Source organism: Mesorhizobium sp. 128a (assembly GCF_053848025.1).
Genome location: NZ_JBSPKY010000023.1, coordinates 1 through 23,017, shown reverse-complemented (window position 1 = coordinate 23,017; position 23,017 = coordinate 1). Strand labels below are relative to the sequence as shown.

The window sequence follows — 23,017 nt, the reverse complement described above, 5'->3', positions numbered from 1 at the left end:
GACCAGAGACAATCGCTCTGGCGATCCCATACGCTTCTCCGATGTCGCAAGCCCGACAAATCCAGGTATAGGCAATCTGACAAATCAGACACCAAAAGCCGAAATTTCGGGTGAATGTCAGCTTTTGGGAAGTGGCATAGCTCTTGCGCCTGGCAGTGTAAGTCAGCCAGGGACAGAGCCATTCGATGTCGACACCGAAGATTTCGCTTGAAAGCGAGACCACCGCGAAATCGGCTGGATGCGCGTCTTCAACCTGCGGCTCGTCCGCAAGGCCTGGCGACATGGAGCCGGCCATTTGGGAGAAGGTCAAGGACCATCCATGCTATTCAGAAGAGGCGCACCATTATTTCGCGCGCATGCACGTGGCGGTCGCCCCGGCCTGCAACATCCAGTGCAATTACTGCAATCGCAAGTTTGACTGTGCCAACGAGAGCCGACCTGGGGTCGTCTCGGAAAAGCTGACACCAGATCAGGCGGTGCGCAAGGTGATCGCGGTCGCCAACCAAGTGCCGCAGCTTTCCGTGCTCGGCATCGCTGGACCGGGCGACGCCTGCTTCGACTGGAACAAGACAAAGGCCACATTTGAACGCATCGTCAACGAAATCCCCGACCTCAAGCTTTGCATCTCGACCAACGGGCTGGCGTTGCCGGACCATGTCGCCGAGCTTTGCGACATGAATGTCGACCACGTGACAATCACCATCAACATGGTCGACCCGAAAGTCGGCGCAAGGATCTATCCTTGGATCTTTTACAAGCACCGCCGCTACACCGGGGTCGAAGCCGCCCGGATCCTGCACGAGCGGCAGATGCTGGGCCTGGAGATGCTGACGGCGCGCGGCATCCTGACAAAGATCAATTCAGTGATGATCCCCGGCGTCAACGACGAGCACCTGATCGAGGTCAATAAATGGGTCAAGCAGCGCGGCGCCTTCCTGCACAACATCATGCCACTGATATCGAACCGGGAGCACGGCACCTATTACGGCCTGACCGGGCAACGCGGCCCAAGGGCGATGGAGCTGAAGGCTCTTCAAGATCGTCTGGAGGGCGGTGCCAAATTGATGCGCCATTGCCGGCAGTGCCGGGCTGATGCCGTTGGCTTGCTGGGCGACGATCGCGGCCAGGAGTTCACGCTCGAGCAGATCTCCGACGAGGTCACCTACGACGCAAGCAGGCGCGACGCCTATCGCGAGGTTGTCGCGCGCGAGCGCGGCGATCGAGCGGTGGCTAAAAGCGAGGCGACCGAACTGGTCAAAGGAGCGGGCTCGGGCAAGTCGCTTCTTATCGCCGTGGCCAGCAAGGGCGGCGGCCGCGTCAACGCACACTTCGGTCACGCGAGAGAGTTCCAGGTCTACGAGGCCTCGCGGAAAGGAATCCGCTTGGTCGGGCATCGGACGGTCGAGCAGTATTGCCTGGGTGGCTGGGGCGAAGATGCCACCCTAAAAGGCGTGATCGCTGCCCTCGAAGGAATAGACGTCGTGCTGTGCGCCAAGATCGGGGATTGCCCGAAGACTCAGCTCAGGGGAGCCGGTATCCGGGCCGTGGATGAATACGCCTATGAGCATATCGAGACCGCGATCAGCACGGTCTACGCCGCCGAGTTTGGGGCCAAACCATTGGCCGCAACGGCCTGACATCTCTCAATCAACCGACCAGGAGTTGAAGACAAATGGCGTTCAAGATCATCGCATCCCAATGCACCCAATGCGGTGCCTGCGAGTTCGAATGTCCTTCCGGTGCGATCAAATTCAAAGGCGAGGCCTACGTTATCGACCCGGAGAAGTGCACCGAATGCAAGGACACCTTCGATGCACAGCAATGCGCCTCGGTCTGTCCGGTGGAGATGACCTGCGTTCCCGCCTGACGTCCGATCGGCTCGCGAGGCGCCTCGAGTTCTCCATTCCAACCTCCAACTGCGAAAAGGAAGAACAGCCATGAGTCTTTGGCGCGAACAGGAGGTCGAAATCCGCAAGCCTCCACGGTTTATGCCGGGTGAACGGGTCCGCGCCACACGTCACATCAAGAATGACGGCACCTACCCGGGCAGGGAGATCGGGGAAAACCTCGTGTTGAAGGGTGACGAAGGGTACGTGCGTGACATCGGCACCTTTCTCCAGCAGTTCTACATCTATGCGGTTGAATGGATCGGCCGTGGCACGGTCGTGGGAATGCGGGCGCGCGAAATGGTGAGCCTCGAGAATGCCGGGGCTTCTCGTAGCGCGGAAATTACGTCTGCTCCTGGCAAGGGAGCAGCCGGATGAAGTTGATGATCCGCAGGACCGGCGCCGGCCTGTCGGCCTATGTTCCCAAGAAGGATCTCGAAGAGCCGATCATCCAGGTTGAGAATGAAGGCTTGTGGGGCGGGGCCGTCATGCTCAGGAACGGCTGGCGCTTCGTCTTGCCCGACCTTCCGCGAGATACGCGCCTGCCAATCACCGTTGAGGCCAGGAAAATATCCGACGGGGATTAGGACGGTGGGTCGACGGCATGAAGCCAAGAGGACTGAGCATGAACACCCTCCCGCGCCATCTATTAATCACTCGGGACAGCCATGCAGACACGCGGCTTGACCTGCTCAGGGGAGCGCTCGCCGCCGACGCGATCATTCCTTACCTTGGCCCGGGTCTCCTCCAGCTCGGGTGCGCAAAACCCGTTGTACCGGATACTCCAGAAGCAGTCGCCGCGGCCCTTAACAAGCGCGCCCCGGCTCCATCCAAGATCCGCACCAATATGTGGTCTGTCGCGCAGTTCATCGAGCAGCGCCGGCATCGCCGGACGCTCCAGGATTGGATGGCTGAGATCTTCGCCGCGCCGGCAGCGCCGACGGTCCTCCACGCCTGGCTCGCCACGCTGCCGCTCTCGCTCATCGTTGACAGTTGGTATGATGGCGCCATGCGCGCGGCCCTGATCGCCGCCGGCCGAACGGATGTCGTAGAGATACAAGGCGTCACGCGGGCGAACGAAACCAAGGACCTTTGGACCAAAGCCTATGATTTGTCGGGAATCGAACTCGACGCGGTACCTCCGGTTGAGACGGTGCTCTATGTGCCTCATGGCAGTGTCAGGCCGGCGGCTAACTTTCTGGTTTCGGATTCCGACTATGTCGAAGCGCTGACAGACATCGACATCCAGACGCCGATCCCTGATCAGGTGAAGCAGCGGCGCAGCAACCGGGGTTTTTTCTTCGTCGGCTGCCGCTTCGACGATCAGATGCTGCGCACCTACGCCCGGCAGATCATGAAGCGCTCCGACGGCCCACATTTCGCGCTAATCGATGGGTCGGTGCTGACCAGAAACGAACGCCGTTTCCTGGCAGCGTGCGCAGTCACAGTCATTGACATGCCGATAGGCGAAGCTGCGGCTCGGCTTGCCGGCTCAGGCCTGTTACCAAGTGGCCTTGACGGTTGCTAGCCGACACTGGATCACGCCCCGGCTGAGATGAATGCGGCTGGCGGCGCTCCTGCGGCGACGGCTTCGTCACCAAGGTCCGATGTCGGATGCCTACACCCTCCTGAATGCCACAACGGCATTCGTCCCGCCGAAAGCGAAAGCGTTGCTCAGCGCCACTCGCACCTCGCGCTCGCGCGCCACGTTGGGCGTAACGTCGAGATCGCAATCGGAATCCGGCTCACGATAGTTGGCCGTAGGCGGCACGACACCTTCGCGTATGGCCATCACGCAGGCGATCATTTCGAGGGCGCTAGCTGCACCGAGGCAATGCGCGTGCATGGATTTGGTGGAAGAGATGGACATTGAATACGCATGGTCGCCAAAAACGCGCTTGATCGCGACCGTTTCGGTTTGGTCGTTAGTCTTGGTGCCGCTGCCGTGCGCGTTGAGATAGTCAACATCCTCGACGTTCAGCCCGGCATCGGCCAGGCAGGCACGCATCGCGCGTTCCGGCCCCTTCACAGTCGGCGCCGCGATGTTCTGCGCATCCGCGGAAAGGCCGACGCCAGCGATCTCCGCAAGTATTATAGCACCGCGCGCAATGGCATGTTCGTAGCTTTCCAGCACAGCCATGCCCGCCCCCTCGCCCAAAACAACTCCCTGTCTATCGGCGGAAAAGGGGCGGCACGTATCTGGCGCGAGCACTCGCAGCGCATCCCAGCTCATTAGCACACCATATGTAAGCGGCGCATCAGTCCCCCCCGCCAGCATCACGTCGGCTCGGCCAAGCCTGATTTGATCCACCGCCACGGCAAACGCATGGTTCGCTGAGGCACAGGCGGTGGTGATACCGTAAACAGGTCCACATAGGCCAAGACTCATGCTGACGTGACCGGCAGGCGCGCTTGGCATAGCCTTAGGTGCGCTGAAAGTGCCAGCACGGACTGCGCCCTCCAAAAGGAGCGCACGGTAATTTTCCTCAATGGCGTCCCAGCCGCAGCCGCAGACGCCCACAACCGCACCGAAACGATGACAATTTGCTTCATCGGTGGATAGCCCAGCATGGCGCATAGCCTCGCGCGCTGCCAGCACAGCCAGCAAGCTGAACCGGTCCATGGAAATGAGGTGCTTACGATCGATGTCGTGCTCCGGCAGCGCCTTAATCTCGGCACCAATCTTGAGCTTTACGTCGTAAAGCTCCGCATTTGTGACAGGGCCGATGGAGCAGCGACCTTCGCGCATCTCTTTCCAAATGGAGGCGGCGTTGGCGCCTAACCCACACAATCCTCCGATTCCGGTAATAACGACGCGCCTGTCCATTACGCCTCCTTGGCGAGCAAGCCGCGGACAGAAGCCACCAGATCGCCGACAGTCCTTAGATCCGTCCAGGCATCAATCGTGTTCAGCTCGATTCGGATGTCATAGGACTTCTCCAAGTCGGCGAGGATGTCCGTGAACTCCAGCGAATCGATGCCAAGCGACTGGAGTTCCGTGGCGATCGTTATCTCCTTGCCTGCCAAATCGGGATGGCTCTTAATTTTTTCGATAACTCCATGTTCAAGTTGATCTTTCATCTTATTCCTTCGATATTGCGTTTCGATGCAAGGGGGCAAAGTACCTCCGCGGGCCCGCGATCGGTGCCAGCACCGCGCCTCTGCCGTTTGGGGACGGCCAGGTTGCTCAAAGAATCTGGTTGGCCGTCGGTGGGCATACGTGCCCTTTCATAGCTCCGGACCGTTCCGATCAATCAAGGTACCCGAGGGCCACTCGTCGATCTGTCGCGTAACTGGCACAATGACGATGAGTGCGTCGTCGACGCGAGTGGGCGATAGGTCGGCAAACACATCCCGGAGGGTCGACCGCACGCGGACACCCGATTTGATGGTTGCCAGACCGCCCCGAGACCACCTTTCCATGTGGCTGCGCATCGCGTGCCGAACGGTACCGAAAGCAAAGGGAACGCCAAGCTGCTGCAACGTCGGATACATGGCGCTGATTGAATGGCTTATCCCAAGCCTTTCAAGGTCCTGGCGCACACCGTATAATCCGAGTTCGGCCACCAATAGATCCGCATCGCCAACCCTTATGAAGCGGCGCAGAGCGCCCATATGCGCCCCTACGCCGCGCGAATCGTAGGCGATTGCGCGCAGCTCAGGCCTGGCACCGGCCCAACTGCGGTAGCTTTCGAATGGCTTTGCGTTGAAGGACCCGGTCGGGGCATAGATAGTTCTGAAGAACTCGGCGAGCTCTTTGTGATCGGAGAGCTCCAGCTCACTCTCCCAGCACAATTTCCACCGCACGTCAGAGCTCATGCACTCTCCTCTTTTGGCATCATTCGAAGCACCGGTCACGGGTCAGAAACAGCGCGGTGGATTCCTGCTTTACATGGCGTCTCACGCGACATTGCCCCAGGTAAAATTTATTGTTTGGATCAAAAGCATCAACGTTATGAATAGATTGCGTGGTGCCCACTACCTATCCTCCCATTATGGTCTTCCGTCCACATTCAGAGGGTATCGAGCTTGGCTTAATCCGAAAATGCCGTGAAGCTGCTCGGGCCACGCCAAAGACGGTGCGGGCGGCCGCTGAGCCGGCGAGATCGATTTGGCGTGCGGAAGTTGCTATCGTTCGGCACACGGCGACGCCGGTGAAGGGCCTCGCGGTGGGCGAGGCCGGGTAAACCACACGAGAATAGTTGGAAACACGCCGATGATGTCACGATGCCAGTTTACCCCGCAGCTGCCTCCGGCTTATGTCTCGCAATCCAACAACAGTCCTCACGCAGGACTGGGGACTCCGGACGGGAAGCGTCCTTGCTTTAGCGGCTCTTGCCGCAAAATGCCCACTGAACTAGGAGCTCTTGAGGCCTCCAGCAGTTTCGCGCGGAGCAGCCATGCGGGATGCCTCCTCTAATAAGATCTCCCGCATCCAGATGCTTGCTGAATCGCTGTTATGAAGGGCAGGCCATTGCACGGTCTCGGTGAACACGGGAAGGGGCACTGGAAGGTCTACAATCCTCAGCGGTATGAGTGGTGCGAAATATTCAACCAACCGCAAGGGTATGGTCGCTATCCGCTCTGTGCCCGATAGCATAGCTGGAATCACGCTAAAGCCCTGCACGATGAGCTCGATACGTCTCTTGCGACCGTGCTCGAGCAAGAACCATTCTTCGATGGAGGGCTGCCGCGTACGCCCGAATTTGACCGTAACGTGTCCCATCGACATATATCGCTCAAACGTGAAAGGGCGCGATAAATGCTTGTTCGTGGGGCAGCCGACGCAGACGAGTTTGTCGTCAAACAGTGCTGCTCTGGGATGCGTGCTCGACATGAACACGTCCGGAAGGATTAGAAAATCGATCTCACCCCGTCGGAGAAGCTCGTCAGGGTCATCCATGAGAGGGACGAACTCGAAGCTGACGGCGGGGGCCTCCCGCGCGACACGCTCTACAACCTTTTGAAAGTATATAAGGGTCATGAAGTCCGAAAGGCTGACCTTGAAGCGACGCTCCGATTGAGCTGGGTTGAACATGTCCCAGGAAATGATGGAGAGCTGGACGTGCAGGAGAGCCTCCCGGACGGCGGGAGCAAGCCCTTCCGCACGGGGTGTTGGGACAAGCTCGCGCCCCCTCATCGTAAATAGCTCATCGCGAAAAAAGTCGCGCAACCGGGCAACTGCCGCGCTCATGGCGGGCTGGCTCAGATTGATGCTGCGTGCGGCAGCGGTGAGGTTACGCTCATTCATAAGAGCGTCGAGCGCGACGAGGAGGTTTAGATCAAGGCCCTTGAACCGCACGGTGCTAATTTATCCATAGCGTGGATGGGATGTATCAAATCAATGGATTTTACGAGTTCTTTGGGGTGCTGCATAGTAGAATGTCAAAGCGCGCAAGCGACCTTCAGACATAGCTAAACACGGCTGTTCACTTGCCAGGCTTCCGGCCAGACGAACTATCATCAGCAAGTTGATCGGAGACACATGCAATGAGCCATTCCATGCCATCGCCTGGCCCATTTGTGATCCTTGCGATGCCGAGGACGGGCACGCACTACCTAGAAGAATTGCTGAACGAGCATCCGAACGTGTTGAGCAACGGTGAGTTGCTCAACACCTACGATGCGAATTGGTTCTTCGATAAGGATCGCTTGGCAGGCAGCGATCGCGCGCTTCTTGAGCTTGCCTACTTGCGCTACCCCAACGGAACCAACAAGAAGGTGACGCGCGTTGGCTGCAAGATCAACGAACCTCAGTTCAATGAGCGTCCAGAGTTTTTCGGTGAGCTCGCCCGTTGGCCAGGCCTCAAGGTCATCCTTCTGGTCCGCAAAAACACATTGGAATCGCTGCGATCGCTGACACAGGCGAGGCAAACCCGCCAATGGCTGAAGTTCAGTTCGGACAACGACGCCGCTCCATCCGTCAAACTGGGAATCGCCTGCTGCGAGGCTTATTTCAAGACCGCCGACGAATTCCACAATCGCGTCGTGCGCTCCTTCGGGTCCACCCACTTGCATGTGGTCGAGTACGAAAGCCTTCTTGGCCAACCCTCCGCGTGCTTGGCGCCGATCTGGGATTTTCTGGAGGTTCCACCGCTTGTTGGACTCTCTGGTGAAGCTACCCTTAAGCGCCAGGAAGCGCGCTCCCTGAACGAAACGATAGAGAATTTCGAAGAGTTGCAGCGCCACTTCGCAGGCGGACCTTACGCGAGATTTTTTGAGCTCGGCGACCGTCTGACTGGTCGTCGTGGCGGCAAGCGGCGACCTAGCTCTCGCTAGGCTCCGCGGTTTCGGCGGACGCGAGCTTACCTGCCCTTTGCGACAATGGCGCAACTGTGCACTTCGGGCAAAAAAGTGGCTCGCCGGTGAAGGCGAGCATGGGGTTAAAATCTGGACACTGTCATGGATATCGGCCCGTCTTGTCTATTTGAGACGCGTACTGTCACCGATCTCTCGCCAGCATGAGTTCTGGTGCTTTCAGGGAGTTGGCGCCATCATTCCCTGCCTCGACGATCCCGTTGCGCCGCTTTGGCGCGCGCTGTTCGACTCTACTTCCTCCAGCGACGCCGGGCCGTCCTCCAACGGCGGGACTAAGTGTAAATGGTCGAAGTCGTCAATGCCCTACTAAGATACGTCAAACGGAATGAACGAAAGGCAGATCGTGACGCTTGATGCTGCTCAGGGAAATGGCGCTTCTCTCATCCATGTCCTGAATAGCTTCCATCAAAACAATCGATTTTCCCAATTTTAGAGAATGCTGCATTAAAGGAGTCGAAGCTTGAGTGGGACACTTAAGGATGATCGTCTAAATCCTGGATCCAGAGAAACGACATTCAGTCGTATGCAGAGCATCAATCGAGCCGTGTGTCCATTGGGCCGTGCTATTCGGCATCGCGCCGCCTCAACCGATCAAGCTGCCACTAAGCTGCTCAGATCCTAGCGGTCTTCTTGCCGCTGGCACATTCGATCAAGCCCATTCGTCCGGCGATGCTTGGCCGCCCCAGTGTTGCCGTTCGTGTCATCAGCACTGCAGCGTCGACGCATACTTTGATGCACTTACGACCAATACGAGAAGAAGGAGACACCCGATGCAGTATCGTGAACTTGGCTCAAGCGGCCTGAAGGTCAGCGCGCTCGGCCTGGGCACTATGAGCTGGGGAGAGCAGAACACGGAAGCCGAGGCGCACGCGCAACTGGACGCGGCTCTGGAGGCCGGCATAAACTTGGTCGATACTGCCGAGATGTACCCTGTGCCACCGCGCGCGGAGACACATGGACTTTCGGAAGCCTATATAGGCAGTTGGCTAAGCAACAACACCGGCCGCAGGCAAGACGTCGTGCTCGCGACCAAAGCCATCGGGCCCGTTCGAGCAGGCAAGGCGAACCTGCCCTATGTGCGCGACGGCCGCGTCAGCTACACACGCGCCAATCTGTTCGAGGCCCTAGAGGCCAGCCTTCAAAGGCTCCAGACGGACTATATTGACCTGTACCAACTGCACTGGCCCGACCGCAGCACCAACGTCTTCCAATCACTAGACTACCAGTACGAACTCGATCAGGACACCGTACCAATTCGGGAGATGCTGGAAGCGTTGGACGCGCTGGTCAAAAGCGGTCGCGTTCGCCACATCGGACTGTGCAACGAAACGCCTTGGGGCCTTGCGCGATTCCTGCATCAAGCGGAAATACACGGTTTGGCCCGCGTAATAAGCATACAGAATCCGTACAACCTGCTCAACCTCGACTTCGAGAACGGCCTCGCCGAGATGGCTCAGCGCGAGCGGGTCGGCCTCCTAGCCTATTCGCCGCTGGCAATGGGGACATTGACTGGCAAGTATTTGGGCGGGCAGCGGCCAGCAGGCTCTCGGCTGAACTTGTTCAAACGGTTCTTTCGCTACAGTCATGAAAGAGCCGAGCACGCCGCCCTCGCCTACACCACGCTTTTTCGAGAACACGGCATTGACCCGGTGCATGGCGCGTTGTCGTTCGTTACCAGCCGTCCATTCGTTGCAAGTACCCTCGTGGGCGGTACCTCCGTGCTGCAACTGAAGCAGAACATCGCCAGTGTGGACGTCAGCCTTTCACGCGAGGTCCTCGATGGAATTCAAGCCATTTACCAGCGTTATGGAACGCCACCGGCTGCCTAACACCCCGAGCGGGTTCAGACCGGGCTCTCACGCCGGGCCCTGCACCCTTGCTCTTAGCGCTGCCCAGTCTGATTTGCACGCCGCCTGAGGCAACCCAGTTGCAACGGGGTGTCACGCGCTGCTCCAAGATCCACCTACTGTCGTCACCTGAAAGGCCAATATATATGCTTTCACGCCGTCTTTTTTGCGGTTGCCTGCCGCTTGCTGCCGCGAGTGTTGCCGCAACTAACGTGTACGCTACCCAGTCGGCCCGGTCTCCCTCCTGTGAGGTTTTCGATCGCGAGCGCCAGCAGCGTGTGAGCCCCAACACGGCAATTGAGCTGTTGAAAGCGGGCAACGAACGATTCGTTGCCAATAGGACGCTCAACTGTGATCTGCTGGCACAGGTCAGGGCGACTGCAACCGCACAGGCACCTTTCGCGGCGGTCGTCGGATGCATGGATTCGCGGGTGCCGCCTGAACTGGTATTCGATCAGCGCATCGGCGACATCTTCTGCGTGCGCATCGCCGGCAATTTCGTCAACAATGACATCATCGGCAGCCTGGAATATGCAACAAAGGTGGTTGGGGCTCGCGCGATCGTCATTCTGGGACATTCCCAATGTGGCGCCGTCAAGGGAACCATCGACGACGTCCAGCTTGGCAACCTCACCGCCACCCTCGCAAAGATCAAGCCGTCCGTCACTGCCACGATCAGTCACGGGGAGCGCAATTCACACAACAAGGAGTTCGTGCAGGCGGTGGCCGAAACGAACGCCAAATTTGCCGTCTAAACACTAATGTCGAGCAGCCCCATCATGAACGCAATGGTGGAAGCCGGAGAACTGCGCATAACCTGGGCCATGCACGACGTGGCGACCGGGCATGCCGCCTTCGCCGGCCAGACGTAGGGGAGATGCTCGGCAGTTCGGATGGAAGCTTGCAGGCAATTCGGGCCAGGCGTCCGCTACACCGCCATGGCATTTCCTATGCGACCAATGCAAGCCATGGCGAGGCGCAAGGCGCGGCCTGCGTGCTGCTGACCCTTTATGTCTCTGTGGCACCTGGAGCAGCGAGTGCTGAGTCATGATCAGAATCTTGACGGCTGCGGCAAGCTCAAGCAGGTCACGCCGAAGTCATTTTTCCGGCAGCCCTCGGCCTCTCATGCCTCGCCTTGGCTTGTCTGGCAGTCGCGGAAGAAGCGGTTGTGTGCGTCAAGTTCTCAAAATGGGTGCCATGGAGCTGGTCATGCGGCTTGGCCCAGCGCGGGCTTTTGCGCTCGCGCAGGTCGTCCATGTTGATGTAGGTCGGCGTCCATCCAGCCAATCGTCGGACGGATGCATGATCTCGACCAGGAAGATACGCGGCTCCGTCCATGAGCTTCAGTCGGTCGCAGGCGCGCGGCCTCGAACTCCTCGCCACTTACCCCTCCTCGGCCATGCGCCGGACCTCCCCAAGAATGAGGGAAAGCGCTTGGGCGCGCAGGTCTCTAGCCTGGGCGAGGCGTTCGCGATCCGGAACTATAGAGGGCTTGGCACTCAGGGCGCCGAATACCCGATCGAGATCCCGCGTGAGCGCCCCGGCACCGTCGATGCTACCAGGGTGATGGTGAAATTGCCCGTAAGAAAGCCGGTTCTGGAACGCCTTGAAATCGGCCGGTGCAATGGGTGGCGAGGCTTTGCTTGGTGCCCTCCTGCCGCCGGAAATACGGATGATCACCATAGATGGTCTTGGCCCACCCCACCTGCGCCACCGTCTCCGGGGTCCTTGGCGTTCGCGTCGATGCCACAGATGATATGGGGCACGGGTTCGATCCAGTGCGTCTGTCCTGGGAAGGGAAAGGGGAACTACGTCGGGCCAGTAAGATCATCTAACAGCAGGGGGCGCTACGCTCATCTGCAAACCGACAACCGCCAAGCTCGCATTCAAAACCATGCGTTAACCCCTCCGTGATGGCATTGCCCCGGTAGTTCCGTGCCAGACAAGGAATCAGGCGCAATTCAGGACCTGCAACAAATGTGCTGTAATTGAAAGTCGGAAACCAACCACAATCTTTCGACGGTGATCGCGACTTCGTCAGGATGCCGTCAGCAATGGTCTCTATGTCCGCCTTAGCGATGCCCGCCACCATGCGACCCAAAACTGGCAGGTGGCTTTGATACAATTAATCCTGCCCAAGTTGATTAACGGAGACAGAAATGAAGAGGTCCTCCCTGCTGGCTGCAACCGCGATGGCTTGCTGGGTTTGTTTGTGACAGCGGAATCGTTTGCGCCAGAAATCACCGACCGCTCGGCTCCGGCACTCGGGCACGTGCCGATGACAGCCAAGATCCACCCCGATGATCCCGGGGCCGGCGAAAGAGTCCTCGGCTTGCTCGCGAAGTGCCCTGATCTTCGCTTTTGAGCGGTGGCGACAATCTTTCCAGGAAACGAGGCCCTGCTGACGCGTGGGAATTCTGTTCGGCGCGAACCGCCGAGGCGTTGAAGCCGCCTATTACGCTGTGGGACCAGACCCTCATGGCTTTGTCTCGTCTGATTCCAGAGCTGCATGAGCGGGGATTTGCAATCCGCTCCCTCCCCCAACCATCTGTACAAAGCGACATCCCATGAACCTGCTCGACCCAATCAGCATTGGTGCTGTCTCGACCTACGCGCTGCTCTCGGCTGCGTTTAAAGCATGCAGACGGTTTATGCTGCGCCGGCCGATCTCTCATCGACCTCGGATGGCCAGCCCGGCTCCCAGCTCTGCCGAGTGTGAATGTTTTCATCCCTGCTACAATGAAGATCATGACAATGACCCGCCGCAGCGTGGCAGCATTTCGTGCTCGCCAACTGCGAAGTCTACTACTTCCTCGGAGGCATACCTTATGTGCGCACAGCCATCGGAAACCTGGTGAGCATGCTCGCGCCGGAAGGACGTCTGGTTTCCGCATCAGCGCGCGATGCCGCTTGCCTGCGCTGGGGCACGCTGCTGGCGGAAACCTAACAGCCATGTTGAACGAGACCAGGATCCTCAGCAGTGCCCGAAGTGAATCCATCAGCAAAAGACTGGTGTTCGCTCGCTTTCGAAGCCCCAGTCGCCTTCGGGTGCGTCGAATTTCAGCAAACGAAAGCGGGAGGCTGAGTTAGCCGATGGACGGATCACGTTTCTTGGCAAGTTTGATCGGCGCGTCGGGGACTTTCGCTGCCGTGACCTATTACCTGACCGGTTCGTTCGTTCAGACGGTTCTCTGCGCCGTGCTCGTTCAGGTCGGGCACTTCTTAGCTATGCTTTATGTCGTGTCCAGGTCGGAGCACAGCTGTACAAGGGTTCTACGACCAAACACCCAAGAGACCCAGCAACGTCTCAGCGAAAGCAGTAAAGATGTCTCGGTCGAACCTGATTAGCTCGCGGGCATAGAACATGGAGGCACTATGCGCATTTGTGGCATCAACCTGACGCGAGACGGGGCGATTGGCCGCATCGAGAACGGGTACCTCTTCTTTTATCCGATCGTCAGGTACCTGGACGCAAGTGGGCCGTCGCGGCGCGGTCCGGATGCGTCGGGTGGTCATAAGCTTGTGAGCGACGGCTGGGACGGTGGGGGAATTCGCCGATCGCGCTCTAGCGGGGTGACTCGCCTGTTTCCCGGCGGATCAGTGCAATTGCTTCCAACCGAGGTAACGCTGGTCGACGCCGTTCTGCATGGGGAGACGAGCGCATGTCCATGCCGGCCATCGACCTTGCCGGCGTGAGCAAGTCGTATCGCAACGAGTTGGTTGTCACCGAGTGTGCAACTGTACGGGCGCGCGGGATAAGACTGGCGGAATTGACGAAAAGCTGCTCGTGACGCCTGATGCTCACGTGATGACGGCCGTTTATCCACGACGTGGATGACTTACATCGAAACAATCAATTTTACATATTTTAGCAAGTGCTGCATTTAACAACGCGACGCTTAGATTAAGACCTAAAAGGTTGGCTCTCTACAGCCTTGTTCCAGAGCACACCTTCAGTTGTATTCTGAACGTCAATCGAGGCCCGTGTCCACTGTCGCGTATTCTTCGGAAGTATGTGCAGGCAAGAGACGCTCCAACCGAACCTTACAAAGCTAAAAATACGCCTGACAGATCTTAATGTAAGCTTTCGAAGTTCTATTAAATCGGATCGCGCAATGCGTGACTCAACAAAACAGCAACAAAGAGAAATTTCTTCTAAGCGCTCTCAACTGCGTTGGAGGCTGTGCTGGGAAAATGAACTTGACCTTGACGACCATGTGGAACTTGCCGCGTTCTTCCGCAAGATCTATGGGCAGACCGGGAGTTTCAACGCAAAACCATTCGAAGGCAGCCAAAGTTGGGGCGGCGCGAGGCCTGAGCTGCGTGCAATTGGCTATGACTCTAAGGGGGTGGCGGCTCACATCGGTCTGCTGCGCCGCTTCATAAGGATCGGCGCCGTCGATCTGCTGGTGGGCGAGCTTGGTCTCTATGGGGTACGCCCGGATCTAGAGGGACTCTGGATGGCCCATTCAGTGCGGGTCATGCATCCAGTACTGCAGGAGCTCAAAGTTCCATTCGCCTTCGGGGCCGTGCGACCCGCGCTGCACCACCATATTGCAAGGTTCAGCCGAAATGGTCTGGCGACGATCATGCCCGGGATCCGCGTACGATCGACCCTTCCATGTGCGCGTCTGGACAAACCGCCAATCCGCACGGAGGACGTAGTCCTCATTGTTCTCCCGATTGCACAGCCGATCTCCGAATGGCCGGCCGGGGCGATTATCGATCGGAACGGACCAGAGCTGTGAGAGCCCTCAACTGCATATCCGAAGTCCATGATGAATGTGCCGACGGCACTGGCCGACGCGCAGTTTATTTGACGTTTGACGACGGTCCTAATCCGGTTTGCACACCGGACGTCCTCGATCTGCTGGCGGAAAACCAGGTGTCGGCAACTTTTTTCGTCATCGGGGCGTATGCGGCAGACCAGCCCAAACTCATCCAACGAATGATTGCAGAAGGTCACAGGGTCGCTAATCACACAATGACGCATCCCGACTTTTCCGAATGCCGACCTAGCCAGATACACTATGAAATACTTGAGGCAAACAGGGTCATCCGGATTGCCTGCCCCCAAGCCTCGGTGGCGCATATGCGCGTTCCGTATGGCACCTGGACGGAACAAGCACTCACGACTTGTGTGCGCGCTGGCCTGACGCCGGTCCACTGGTCGATCGACCCTCGAGACTGGTCTCGTCCTGGCGTCGACGCGATCGTCGATACAGTAAGTGGCTCTGTCCGGCCGGGCGCGATCGTGCTCTTGCACGACGGCTGTCCTCCCAGCGAGTTCAGACCGGACGCTCAGGCCGGTCGGCGGGACCAGACCCTCATGGCTTTGTCTCGGCTGATTCCGGAGCTGCACGAGCGGGGATTTGCAATCCGCTCCCTCCCCAACACCACTGAACGAAGTGAGATTCCATGAACCTGTTCCACGCAATCAGCATTGGTGCTGTCTCAACCTATGCGCTGCTCTCGGCTGCGTATAAAAGCATGCAGACGGTTTATGCTTCGCCGGCCGATCTCCCATCGGCCTCGGATGGCCCGGCCGGCTCGCAGCTTCTGCCGAGTGTGGATGTCATCATCCCCTGCTACAATGAGGGCCCCGGCACGCTCTCGGCCTGCCTAGCCTCGATTGCGGACCAAGACTACGCCGGAAAACTGCAGGTCTACGTGGTTGATGACGGGTCTGCAAATCGCGTTGCCGTGGGACCTGTTCACGACCTCTATGCGCGTGACCCGAGATTCAACTTCATTCTGCTGCCGCAGAATGTTGGAAAGCGCAAGGCGCAGATCGCGGCGATACGCCGCTCGTCCGGAGACTTGGTGCTCAACGTCGACTCCGACACGACGCTCGCTCCCGACGTCGTGACGAAGCTCGCGCTGAAGATGCGAAATCCACAGATCGGCGCGGCCATGGGTCAGTTGATAGCCAGCAACAGGAACGAGAATTGGCTGACCCGCTTGATCGACATGGAATACTGGCTTGCTTGCAACGAGGAGCGCGCGGCACAGGCTCGTTTCGGTGCGGTCATGTGCTGCTGTGGCCCATGTGCCATGTACCGCCGGTCGGCGCTCCTTAAGGTTCTTGCTCAGTACGAAACGCAGCTGTTTCGTGGGAAGCTAAGCGACTTCGGTGAGGACCGGCATCTCACGATCCTCATGCTGAAGGCGGGCCATCGAACCGAATACATTCCAGACGCGATCGCGGCAACGGTCGTGCCGGATCGGCTGCGGCCATACTTGCGCCAACAACTGCGATGGGCGCGAAGCACCTTCAGAGACACGTTGCTTTCGCTCCGCCTGCTACCCAGCCTTGATCGCTATCTCACGTTGGACGTGATCGGACAAAATGTCGGGCCGCTGCTCCTCGCCGTCTCGGTGTCAACAGGGATTGCGCACCTGGCGTTGACTGGCACAGTGCCTTGGTGGACAGGCATCATGATTGCGGCCATGACCATGATCCGCTGCAGCGTGGCGGCGTTTCGTGCTCGCGAACTGCGATTTCTGGGGTTTTATCTACACACGCCAATCAATCTCTTCCTTCTACTTCCGTTGAAGGCGTATGCGCTTTGCACATTGAGCAACAGTGATTGGTTGTCGCGCGACTCTGCTGCCACGGTTCCAAGCAGCGGTGGCAAAGGCGTCCCGATCAGAAACCCCGATGTTGGTTCGAGAGCCACGGACTTGCCGGATAATGCGGCGCCATCGCGCAGGCCCACTCTTTTGAGGGAGTTCTCAACGGTGACGTCATCCGGCATCGGCACCCAAGAGTGATTGCGTATCGGAGCTGGAAGACAAGCCTTGGCAGAGCATGATAGTCGCCACTGGTCGCATTTAGAATTGGCGACGGCCGGTCCATGGTGGCTCGACGGCAATCCGTTCGAGCGCAGGCATCACCCGCAAGCGCCCGAGCTGTCGCTTTCCCAGCGGCCTATTACAAACGCGCTCCAAATCGGATGCCCAGCCGGGACATTGGACGAGAACTTTCGCCGCACTGCCGCAGGCTCACGGTCATCGCTGTCGTGCCGCGAGCATAAGCTCGAAGACGCGAACCGATGAACGAGCCGCAACACGTCTGCCTGAGGGTCGCTGACGTTGAACTGTTCTCGAGCCAGGAGCCGTTCGGTCTGATACGTCAGGACGGAAGTTCTATATGGTCCTGTGGGGTCATGGCCGATTTGCGCGCGGCCGTAGGAAAGCTGGTGAGCGAGCTCGCGTCGGGAGGGCATCTGGTTTTTGAATCCGCGCGCGGTGCCACTTGTCGATGCTGGGGCACGCCGCCGGCGCCGATACAGCAACGGCCATGTCGCACACGATCAAGTCGATCGTCAGCAGTGGCGAGTGAACCATCAACAGCCTGCTCGCTCGCTTTCGAAGTCCCATTCGGCTTCGGGTGCATCGAATTCCGGCGGATGACCGGGAGACTAGGAGAGCCGAATGGAAGCATCACATTTCATGACACACGTGATCGGCGCATCGGCGGCTTTTGCCGCGGCGGCCTATTGCTTGACCGGTTCGTTCGGTCAGACGGTCCTCTGCGCCGTGCTAACTCAGGTCGGGTACTTTTTGGCCATGCTTTATCTGATGTGGAGGACGGAGCGGAGCTCCACAACCGGTTCACGACCAGACACACAGGAAGCGAAACGGCATCTGAGTGCAAGCAGTGACGACCTCTCTGTGAAGGCTGACTAGCGTGCGTGCGTCAAACGGAGGCACTATGCGCATGGACGGCATGAAGCTGACGCGCGACGGGGCGATTGGCCATGTCGAGGACGGATGCCTCTTCTGTCACTTTGAACAGGAGAGGCAAGACGAGGGTCTGCCCAATCAGATCGCCGGGTATCTTAACACGAGTGGGACCGCAGTCGCGGGAGGCGGTCAGGATGCAAGGGATGGTGATAAGCGCGTGAGCGAGTGCTGGCACGGTGAGGCCAATTCGCAGATCTTGGTCATCAGCGGCGTGCCCCTCCTCTCTCCCCTCGAGTCTTCGCAGTTTTCTCCAAGGGACGTGGTGCTGGTCGACGGCGTTTTGCAGGGGGAGGCGAGCGCATGTCCACCACGCTAGCCATCGACCTGGACGGCGTGAGCAAGTCATATGGCAACAAATTGGTAGTGAACGGGCTGTCGTTCACTGTTGCGGCAGGAGAATGCTTCGGCCTGCTGGGCCCGAACGGCGCGGGCAAAAGTACGATTACGCGTATGCTTCTCGGCATGACACCGCCTGACGCCGGTAAGATCACGGTGCTCGGCATGCCAGTACCAGCACGCGCTCGCCTGGCACGCGGGCGCATCGGGGTCGTCCCGCAGTTCGACAACCTCGACCTTGAGTTCACCGTACGTGAGAACCTGTTGGTGTTCGGGCGCTATTTCGGCATGAGCACACGCGCGGTGAAAGCAGTGATACCATCTCTGCTTGAGTTCGCCCGCCTCGAAAGCAAGGCCGATGCCCGCGTCGGCGCACTGTCCGGTGGCATGAAGCGGCGCCTGACGCTGGCGCGTGCACTGATCAACGACCCACAGCTGCTTGTCATGGACGAGCCGACCACAGGCCTTGATCCGCACGCGCGCCACCTGATCTGGGAGAGGCTGCGCAAGCTCCTGGCGCTGGGCAAGACGATCATCTTGACCACCCACTTCATGGAAGAGGCCGAGCGGCTGTGCAACCGACTGTGCGTACTGGAGGCAGGGCGCATTATCGCAGAGGGTCGCCCACACGCACTGATCGAAGAACAGATCGGGTGCCAGGTGCTTGAGATATACGGTGGTGATCCGAATGAACTGACTGCGATGATCAAGCCCTATGTACAGCGCATCGAGGTGAGCGGTGAGACGCTCTTTTGCTATGCGCCCGATCCGGAGCAGGTCCGCGTGCAGCTGCACGGGCGCGCGGGTTTGCGTCTGCTTCAGCGGCCGCCGAATCTGGAAGACGTTTTTTTGCGGCTGACCGGACGCGAGATGGAGAAATGATGATAGGCGAACGTTATGCAGCGGCTATGCCAGCCAATGCGTGGAATTGGATTGCTGTATGGCGCCGAAACTATCTAGCATGGAAGAAAGTCGCGCTTGCCTCGCTTATCGGCAACCTGGCCGACCCTATGATCTCCCTGTTCGGGCTCGGCTTCGGCCTCGGAATAATGGTGGGGCGCGTTGAGGGCACGTCCTACATTGCGTTTTTAACAGCGGGCATGGTCGCCGCGAGCGCAATGACCTCCTCCACTTTCGAAACGATCTATGCAACTTTCGGCCGCATGCAGCGGACTTGGGAAGGAATCCTGTACACACAGCTCACGCTCGGCGACATCGTGCTGGGTGAATTGGCGTGGGCAGCCACGAAGGCCTTTCTAGCCGGCACCGGAATCATGATTGTGGCCACAATGCTGGGCTATGTGGCATGGCCATCCGCTCTCTATGCACTGCCTGTCATTGCTCTTACTGGCCTCGCTTTCGCGAGCCTGGCGATGGTGGTGACGGCGCTTGCGCCCAGTTACGACTACGTCATTTTTTACCAGACGCTGGTCATCACACCCATGCTTTTCTTATCCGGGGCTGTCTTCCCGGTGGGCCGGATGCCTGGCGTTTTTCAGCAGGTCGGCGGCTTTTTGCCGCTTGCACATTCGATCGAGCTCATTCGTCCGGCGATGCTTGGCCGCCCGGCCGTCAGCATCGGTCTGCATATCGGCGCCCTGTGCATCTACACAGTGTTGCCGTTCTTCCTGTCGGCGGCACTGTTGCGTCGACGCCTCATGCCTTAAGGCGACGAGGATACCGGATGCGGTATGGTGAACTTGACCTGAATGGGCTGAAGGAAAGCGAGTTAACTTGGGCATATGAGTTGGTGAGATCAGAACACGGGAGCGCCCGCCCATTCAATGCAGCTCTGGATGCTCTGGTCGATACTGCCGAGGTGCACACAGTGCCACTCCGCGCGAGACACCAGCCGCACATCGAAGCCGGCCTCGGCTAGGCGCCATGCGATGGGTCGGTGATAATTCCCCGTCGCCTCAAAGCCGCAGACCACCGATCGGCCATAGGCTTGCAGAGCCTCGATCAGGCGGTCATGTTCGGAACGATTGTTGAGGACCTGCAGCCGGCGGCGGCGTTTTTGTTTCGGCGCTTCGATCAGAACCTCATTGCGTGCCTTGGCGATATCGATCGCTACCAGCACCGCATCGGCGGGTGTAGAATTTGGAGTAGTCGTGGTCGGTCTCTCCGGAATGGGTTGTGACATTCACATTCTAGAGAAACTCTGACTTGCCATGGCCGCCTTGAGCGGTGCGCGCCTGCAGCGAAAAGCTGCGCGCACCGCTGTCGCGGTCGCCTCTGCTCATTCCTTCCGTAGGTGCTACGGCCCCTGCTACAGATCCAGGGCCTTTGCCAGGGCTTGCCGCAAGCACGGCCTCAGGCACGTCAGGACCAAACCCTGTACCCCGAAAACCAACGGCAAGGCCGAGCGCTTCATCCAGACCGCGCTTCGGGAGTGGGCCTATGCCATCGCCTATCCAATTTCGGATCACCTCGCCGCCCAATTGCCTAGGCTGCACCACTACTATTGGCATAGACCGCACGGCAGCCTAAAATCCAAACCACCAATCAGCAAACTCGGCTTGGCCGTGGACAACCTGTTGAGGCTCCACCTAGAGCGGTTGTTGTCTTGTGACGCCATACAGCTAGAAGACGCGCTAGTGGAAGAAGGCGGTCGCGCTTGTTTCGATCGCTTTACGTTCCCGAAAACTGCGCAACTTAGACTTAATGTAAAATAACCTAAACCTGCCGGTGATGTGATACAGTTTTTAGACGGGTGGCGAATGACGTGCAGAGCCGCAGCTATGACGGCAGACCTGATAGATCGCAGCAATCCAAAGTCTGGTCGGCGTGATGCTGTTAGAGGATCGTGTGAAGACAAGTTATGCTCAAAATAAGTAGCTCCAACTCCCTTTTTGCCTTCGAGAATTTCGAGTCGAACGTGCGGTCATATTCGCGATCCTTTCCTGTGGTGTTCAGCAAGGCTGCCGGGACCATTCTCGAGGACGAGAATGGTTCAAAGTATATCGATTTTCTATCCGGCGCTGGCGTCCTTAACTACGGGCACAACGATCCAGATTTGCTGAACGAGGCAGTAAAATATCTCAAATCAAACGGAATCATCCACGGTCTGGACATGGCGACGACGGCCAAAAGACGCTTTATGGAGGATTTCAATGAGATAATACTAAAACCGCGCGGACTGATATACAAATTTCAGTTTCCTGGTCCCACGGGCGCCAATGCCGTAGAAGCCTCTCTGAAACTCGCTCGCAAGGCCACTGGGCGGCACAGCGTGATTTCATTCTCAAACGGCTATCACGGATTGAGCTTGGGCGCGCTCGCGGTAACTGCCAATCGATACTACCGAGACGCGGCAGGCCTTCCTCCAGCCGGCGCGGTGTTCATGCCCTATGATGGCTACTGGGGTGCCGATAAGGACAGTTCGGAATATCTGGCTAAGGTGCTTGCGGATGCAAGCAGCGGCGTTGACCTACCGGCAGCCGTCATTCTAGAGACCGTCCAAGGTGAAGGGGGCATCAACACTGCGAGCAGGAACTGGCTGCGATCTGTCGAGCGGATCTGCAGAAAGAACGGCATTCTCCTGATTGTTGACGACATTCAGGCAGGCTGCGGACGAACGGGCGATTTCTTCAGCTTCGAGTTTGCGGATTTGAGGCCAGACATCGTTGTTTTATCAAAGTCCCTTAGTGGCCTCGGATTGCCGCTGTCTCTTCTGCTGCTCAAACCCGAACTGGACGTTTGGCAGCCGGGCGAGCACAGCGGGACTTTCAGAGGGAACAACCTAGCGCTCGTGACGGCAGCTGCTGCGTTGCGAAAATATTGGACGGATGATAGGCTGTCTGAGGGCGTTATGGAAAAAGGGCGCATCCTGAATGATCGCCTTCGGCAGCTCGCTCAAAGCAAGCTAGATCATAAGCTTTCCGTGCGTGGAAGGGGCATGATGCTCGGGCTTGATTGCAGCACGGGCAAAATGGCCGAGAAAATCATCCGCAAAGCCTTTGAGCATGGACTTGTGGTAGAGCGATGCGGCGCGGAGGACCAAGTTGTAAAGCTTCTTCCTCCTTTGACGTCGGACCGACAGACGCTTCAACACGGTCTCGACATATTGGATAAGTCTGTGCACGCAACCGACTAACAGGCTTCTCTGATTGGGGTCGTTGAGGTCAAGCTCCTCCTGATATTTTTTCGGACTATGTCGCCCCGCGGGTCACTCGCTTCTCTTCGCGGTCGACGTTAGGCCGCCGCATGATGGGGTCAGGAGAGCGAGGCGTCTCAATCTGTTGAACGACCTTGGGAGAGTTCGCCCCAGGATCGTGCCTGCTAACGAGATCGCCTTGCCCATCGTCCCCACGGGAACGATCCGGATCACGCCCTTTCGGTCTGAATCAACTCCTCCTTCGTTGGTCCGTTGCCCTTATTTCATGCCGATACGCGGCCGGGTGCCTTGCCGAAGCGGAATTCTGTTGCATCGCTCCACATGCGATGCAGGATGACGGCGAGCTTGCGGGCAACAGCAACTCGGGCTCGGGCCATACCGCGCCGTTTGGCCACGTTCATACCCCACGCTCTGAGGCTCGACCATTTCTTGCTGCGCACGAGCAGCGAATGGGCCGCTTCATATAGCGCGGTGCGGGCGAGCTCGTCGCCACATCGGCTGATCTTGCCCTGAATGTCGGTCTCGCCGGACTGGTAGCGTGCCGGCGTCAAACCGAGATGTGCCCCCACGTCCCTCGATCGCCTGAACCGATCCGACCGATCAATCGTAGCGCGGAAAGCGAGCGCGGTGATCGGACCAACACCTGGAACACTCATCAACCGCCGGCAGGTCTCTTCTTTCCGCACGAGATCGAGAATATAGCGCGACAAACCGGGAGAGAGGAGCGCGTCAATCTGGATGAGAATCTAGTGTCGCGGCGGTGG

Annotated in this window: 24 protein-coding genes and 4 pseudogenes; 21 read left to right on the top strand and 7 right to left on the bottom strand. The window is 58.4% G+C overall.

Features of this window, described 5'->3' with window-relative positions; translation table 11 throughout:
• Positions 1 to 185 precede the first annotated feature (185 nt).
• The 5 genes from nifB (at position 186) to ACWTU9_RS28475 (ending at position 3,414) form a co-directional block, all read left to right on the top strand.
• Complete coding sequence (gene nifB, locus ACWTU9_RS28495; protein WP_455861226.1) at positions 186 to 1,637, top strand: nitrogenase cofactor biosynthesis protein NifB; 1,452 nt, start codon at positions 186 to 188, stop codon at positions 1,635 to 1,637.
• A 35-nt stretch (positions 1,638 to 1,672) separates the two neighbouring features.
• Entirely contained in the window at positions 1,673 to 1,867 is a 195-nt protein-coding gene (locus tag ACWTU9_RS28490; protein WP_455861225.1) for a 4Fe-4S binding protein, read from the top strand.
• A gap of 70 nt (positions 1,868 to 1,937) precedes the next feature.
• Positions 1,938 to 2,264 (top strand): nitrogen fixation protein NifZ, encoded by a 327-nt coding sequence (locus ACWTU9_RS28485; protein WP_455861224.1) that lies wholly within the window; start codon positions 1,938 to 1,940, stop codon positions 2,262 to 2,264.
• On the top strand, positions 2,261 to 2,473 hold the full coding sequence (gene nifT / locus ACWTU9_RS28480) for a putative nitrogen fixation protein NifT (protein WP_027144863.1): 213 nt from the start codon (positions 2,261 to 2,263) through the stop codon (positions 2,471 to 2,473). Before ACWTU9_RS28485 ends, nifT begins: the two co-directional genes overlap by 4 nt.
• Before the next feature lie 38 nt (positions 2,474 to 2,511).
• On the top strand, positions 2,512 to 3,414 hold the full coding sequence (locus tag ACWTU9_RS28475; protein ID WP_455861223.1) for an SIR2 family NAD-dependent protein deacylase: 903 nt from the start codon (positions 2,512 to 2,514) through the stop codon (positions 3,412 to 3,414).
• A gap of 90 nt (positions 3,415 to 3,504) precedes the next feature.
• Here the strand turns inward: ACWTU9_RS28475 and ACWTU9_RS28470 are convergent, their stop codons facing one another.
• From ACWTU9_RS28470 to ACWTU9_RS28455, 4 genes are all read right to left on the bottom strand, one after another.
• Positions 3,505 to 4,713: a beta-ketoacyl-[acyl-carrier-protein] synthase family protein gene (locus ACWTU9_RS28470; RefSeq protein ID WP_455861222.1), complete on the bottom strand. Its 1,209-nt coding sequence runs from the start codon at positions 4,711 to 4,713 to the stop codon at positions 3,505 to 3,507.
• A complete protein-coding gene (locus tag ACWTU9_RS28465) occupies positions 4,713 to 4,967 on the bottom strand; it encodes an acyl carrier protein (protein ID WP_455861221.1) in 255 nt (84 codons plus the stop codon). Before ACWTU9_RS28465 ends, ACWTU9_RS28470 begins: the two co-directional genes overlap by 1 nt.
• A gap of 147 nt (positions 4,968 to 5,114) precedes the next feature.
• Complete coding sequence (locus ACWTU9_RS28460; protein WP_455861220.1) at positions 5,115 to 5,705, bottom strand: NodA family N-acyltransferase; 591 nt, start codon at positions 5,703 to 5,705, stop codon at positions 5,115 to 5,117.
• Between the two features lie 538 nt (positions 5,706 to 6,243).
• Complete coding sequence (locus ACWTU9_RS28455) at positions 6,244 to 7,188, bottom strand: LysR family transcriptional regulator (protein WP_455861219.1); 945 nt, start codon at positions 7,186 to 7,188, stop codon at positions 6,244 to 6,246.
• Positions 7,189 to 7,376: 188 nt separating this feature from the next.
• Here ACWTU9_RS28455 and ACWTU9_RS28450 point away from each other — a divergent pair, with 188 nt between their 5' ends.
• From ACWTU9_RS28450 to ACWTU9_RS28440, 3 genes are all read left to right on the top strand, one after another.
• Positions 7,377 to 8,165 carry a sulfotransferase gene (locus ACWTU9_RS28450; RefSeq protein ID WP_455861218.1) on the top strand — a complete coding sequence of 263 codons (789 nt, stop codon included), beginning with the start codon at positions 7,377 to 7,379 and terminating at the stop codon, positions 8,163 to 8,165.
• 809 nt (positions 8,166 to 8,974) lie between these two features.
• The gene (locus tag ACWTU9_RS28445; protein WP_455861217.1) at positions 8,975 to 10,033 is read left to right on the top strand and encodes an NADP(H)-dependent aldo-keto reductase; all 1,059 of its coding nucleotides are present in this window, start codon (positions 8,975 to 8,977) and stop codon (positions 10,031 to 10,033) included.
• Positions 10,034 to 10,197: 164 nt separating this feature from the next.
• The gene (locus ACWTU9_RS28440; RefSeq protein ID WP_455861216.1) at positions 10,198 to 10,806 is read left to right on the top strand and encodes a carbonic anhydrase; all 609 of its coding nucleotides are present in this window, start codon (positions 10,198 to 10,200) and stop codon (positions 10,804 to 10,806) included.
• Positions 10,807 to 11,434: 628 nt separating this feature from the next.
• Here the strand turns inward: ACWTU9_RS28440 and ACWTU9_RS28435 are convergent.
• Positions 11,435 to 11,734 carry a hypothetical protein gene (locus tag ACWTU9_RS28435; RefSeq protein ID WP_455861215.1) on the bottom strand — a complete coding sequence of 100 codons (300 nt, stop codon included), beginning with the start codon at positions 11,732 to 11,734 and terminating at the stop codon, positions 11,435 to 11,437.
• Between the two features lie 1,099 nt (positions 11,735 to 12,833).
• Between ACWTU9_RS28435 and ACWTU9_RS28430 the strand changes: the two genes are divergently transcribed.
• The 11 genes and pseudogenes from ACWTU9_RS28430 to ACWTU9_RS28380 all read left to right on the top strand — a co-directional run bounded on the left by ACWTU9_RS28430 (position 12,834) and on the right by ACWTU9_RS28380 (position 19,803).
• Complete coding sequence (locus ACWTU9_RS28430) at positions 12,834 to 12,998, top strand: SAM-dependent methyltransferase (RefSeq protein ID WP_455861214.1); 165 nt, start codon at positions 12,834 to 12,836, stop codon at positions 12,996 to 12,998.
• A gap of 146 nt (positions 12,999 to 13,144) precedes the next feature.
• The gene (locus ACWTU9_RS28425) at positions 13,145 to 13,399 is read left to right on the top strand and encodes an exopolysaccharide production repressor protein (RefSeq protein WP_455861213.1); all 255 of its coding nucleotides are present in this window, start codon (positions 13,145 to 13,147) and stop codon (positions 13,397 to 13,399) included.
• Positions 13,400 to 14,166: 767 nt separating this feature from the next.
• Positions 14,167 to 14,799 (top strand): NodA family N-acyltransferase, encoded by a 633-nt coding sequence (locus ACWTU9_RS28420; protein WP_455861212.1) that lies wholly within the window; start codon positions 14,167 to 14,169, stop codon positions 14,797 to 14,799.
• Complete coding sequence (gene nodB, locus ACWTU9_RS28415) at positions 14,754 to 15,473, top strand: chitooligosaccharide deacetylase NodB (protein ID WP_455861211.1); 720 nt, start codon at positions 14,754 to 14,756, stop codon at positions 15,471 to 15,473. Before ACWTU9_RS28420 ends, nodB begins: the two co-directional genes overlap by 46 nt.
• Complete coding sequence (gene nodC / locus ACWTU9_RS28410; protein ID WP_455861210.1) at positions 15,470 to 16,825, top strand: chitooligosaccharide synthase NodC; 1,356 nt, start codon at positions 15,470 to 15,472, stop codon at positions 16,823 to 16,825. Before nodB ends, nodC begins: the two co-directional genes overlap by 4 nt.
• Positions 16,826 to 17,110, top strand: coding sequence for an SAM-dependent methyltransferase (locus ACWTU9_RS28405; protein ID WP_455861209.1), 285 nt, complete (start codon positions 16,826 to 16,828; stop codon positions 17,108 to 17,110).
• Positions 17,104 to 17,313, top strand: a pseudogene (locus ACWTU9_RS28400) (SAM-dependent methyltransferase); the annotation flags it as partial. The gene ACWTU9_RS28405 and the pseudogene ACWTU9_RS28400, both read left to right, overlap by 7 nt.
• Before the next feature lie 175 nt (positions 17,314 to 17,488).
• On the top strand, positions 17,489 to 17,743 hold the full coding sequence (locus ACWTU9_RS28395; RefSeq protein ID WP_455861208.1) for an exopolysaccharide production repressor protein: 255 nt from the start codon (positions 17,489 to 17,491) through the stop codon (positions 17,741 to 17,743).
• 31 nt (positions 17,744 to 17,774) lie between these two features.
• Positions 17,775 to 18,116: a hypothetical protein gene (locus tag ACWTU9_RS28390; protein ID WP_455861207.1), complete on the top strand. Its 342-nt coding sequence runs from the start codon at positions 17,775 to 17,777 to the stop codon at positions 18,114 to 18,116.
• Positions 18,101 to 19,018: a nodulation factor ABC transporter ATP-binding protein NodI gene (gene nodI, locus ACWTU9_RS28385; protein ID WP_455850681.1), complete on the top strand. Its 918-nt coding sequence runs from the start codon at positions 18,101 to 18,103 to the stop codon at positions 19,016 to 19,018. The genes ACWTU9_RS28390 and nodI overlap by 16 nt, the downstream gene beginning before the upstream one ends.
• Positions 19,018 to 19,803 (top strand): ABC transporter permease, encoded by a 786-nt coding sequence (locus ACWTU9_RS28380; protein ID WP_455861206.1) that lies wholly within the window; start codon positions 19,018 to 19,020, stop codon positions 19,801 to 19,803. Before nodI ends, ACWTU9_RS28380 begins: the two co-directional genes overlap by 1 nt.
• A 176-nt stretch (positions 19,804 to 19,979) precedes the next feature.
• Here the strand turns inward: ACWTU9_RS28380 and ACWTU9_RS28375 are convergent.
• A pseudogene (locus tag ACWTU9_RS28375) lies at positions 19,980 to 20,279 on the bottom strand (IS110 family transposase); the annotation flags it as partial.
• 118 nt (positions 20,280 to 20,397) lie between these two features.
• Here ACWTU9_RS28375 and ACWTU9_RS28370 point away from each other — a divergent pair.
• Positions 20,398 to 20,685, top strand: a pseudogene (locus ACWTU9_RS28370) (integrase core domain-containing protein); the annotation flags it as partial.
• 272 nt (positions 20,686 to 20,957) lie between these two features.
• Positions 20,958 to 22,232, top strand: a complete 1,275-nt coding sequence (gene ectB, locus ACWTU9_RS28365; RefSeq protein WP_455861205.1) for a diaminobutyrate--2-oxoglutarate transaminase — start codon at positions 20,958 to 20,960, stop codon at positions 22,230 to 22,232.
• Positions 22,233 to 22,516: 284 nt separating this feature from the next.
• On the opposite strand, the pseudogene ACWTU9_RS28360 reads toward ectB, so the two are convergent.
• Positions 22,517 to 22,948: pseudogene (locus tag ACWTU9_RS28360) on the bottom strand (transposase); the annotation flags it as partial.
• Between the last annotated feature and the right edge of the window lie 69 nt (positions 22,949 to 23,017).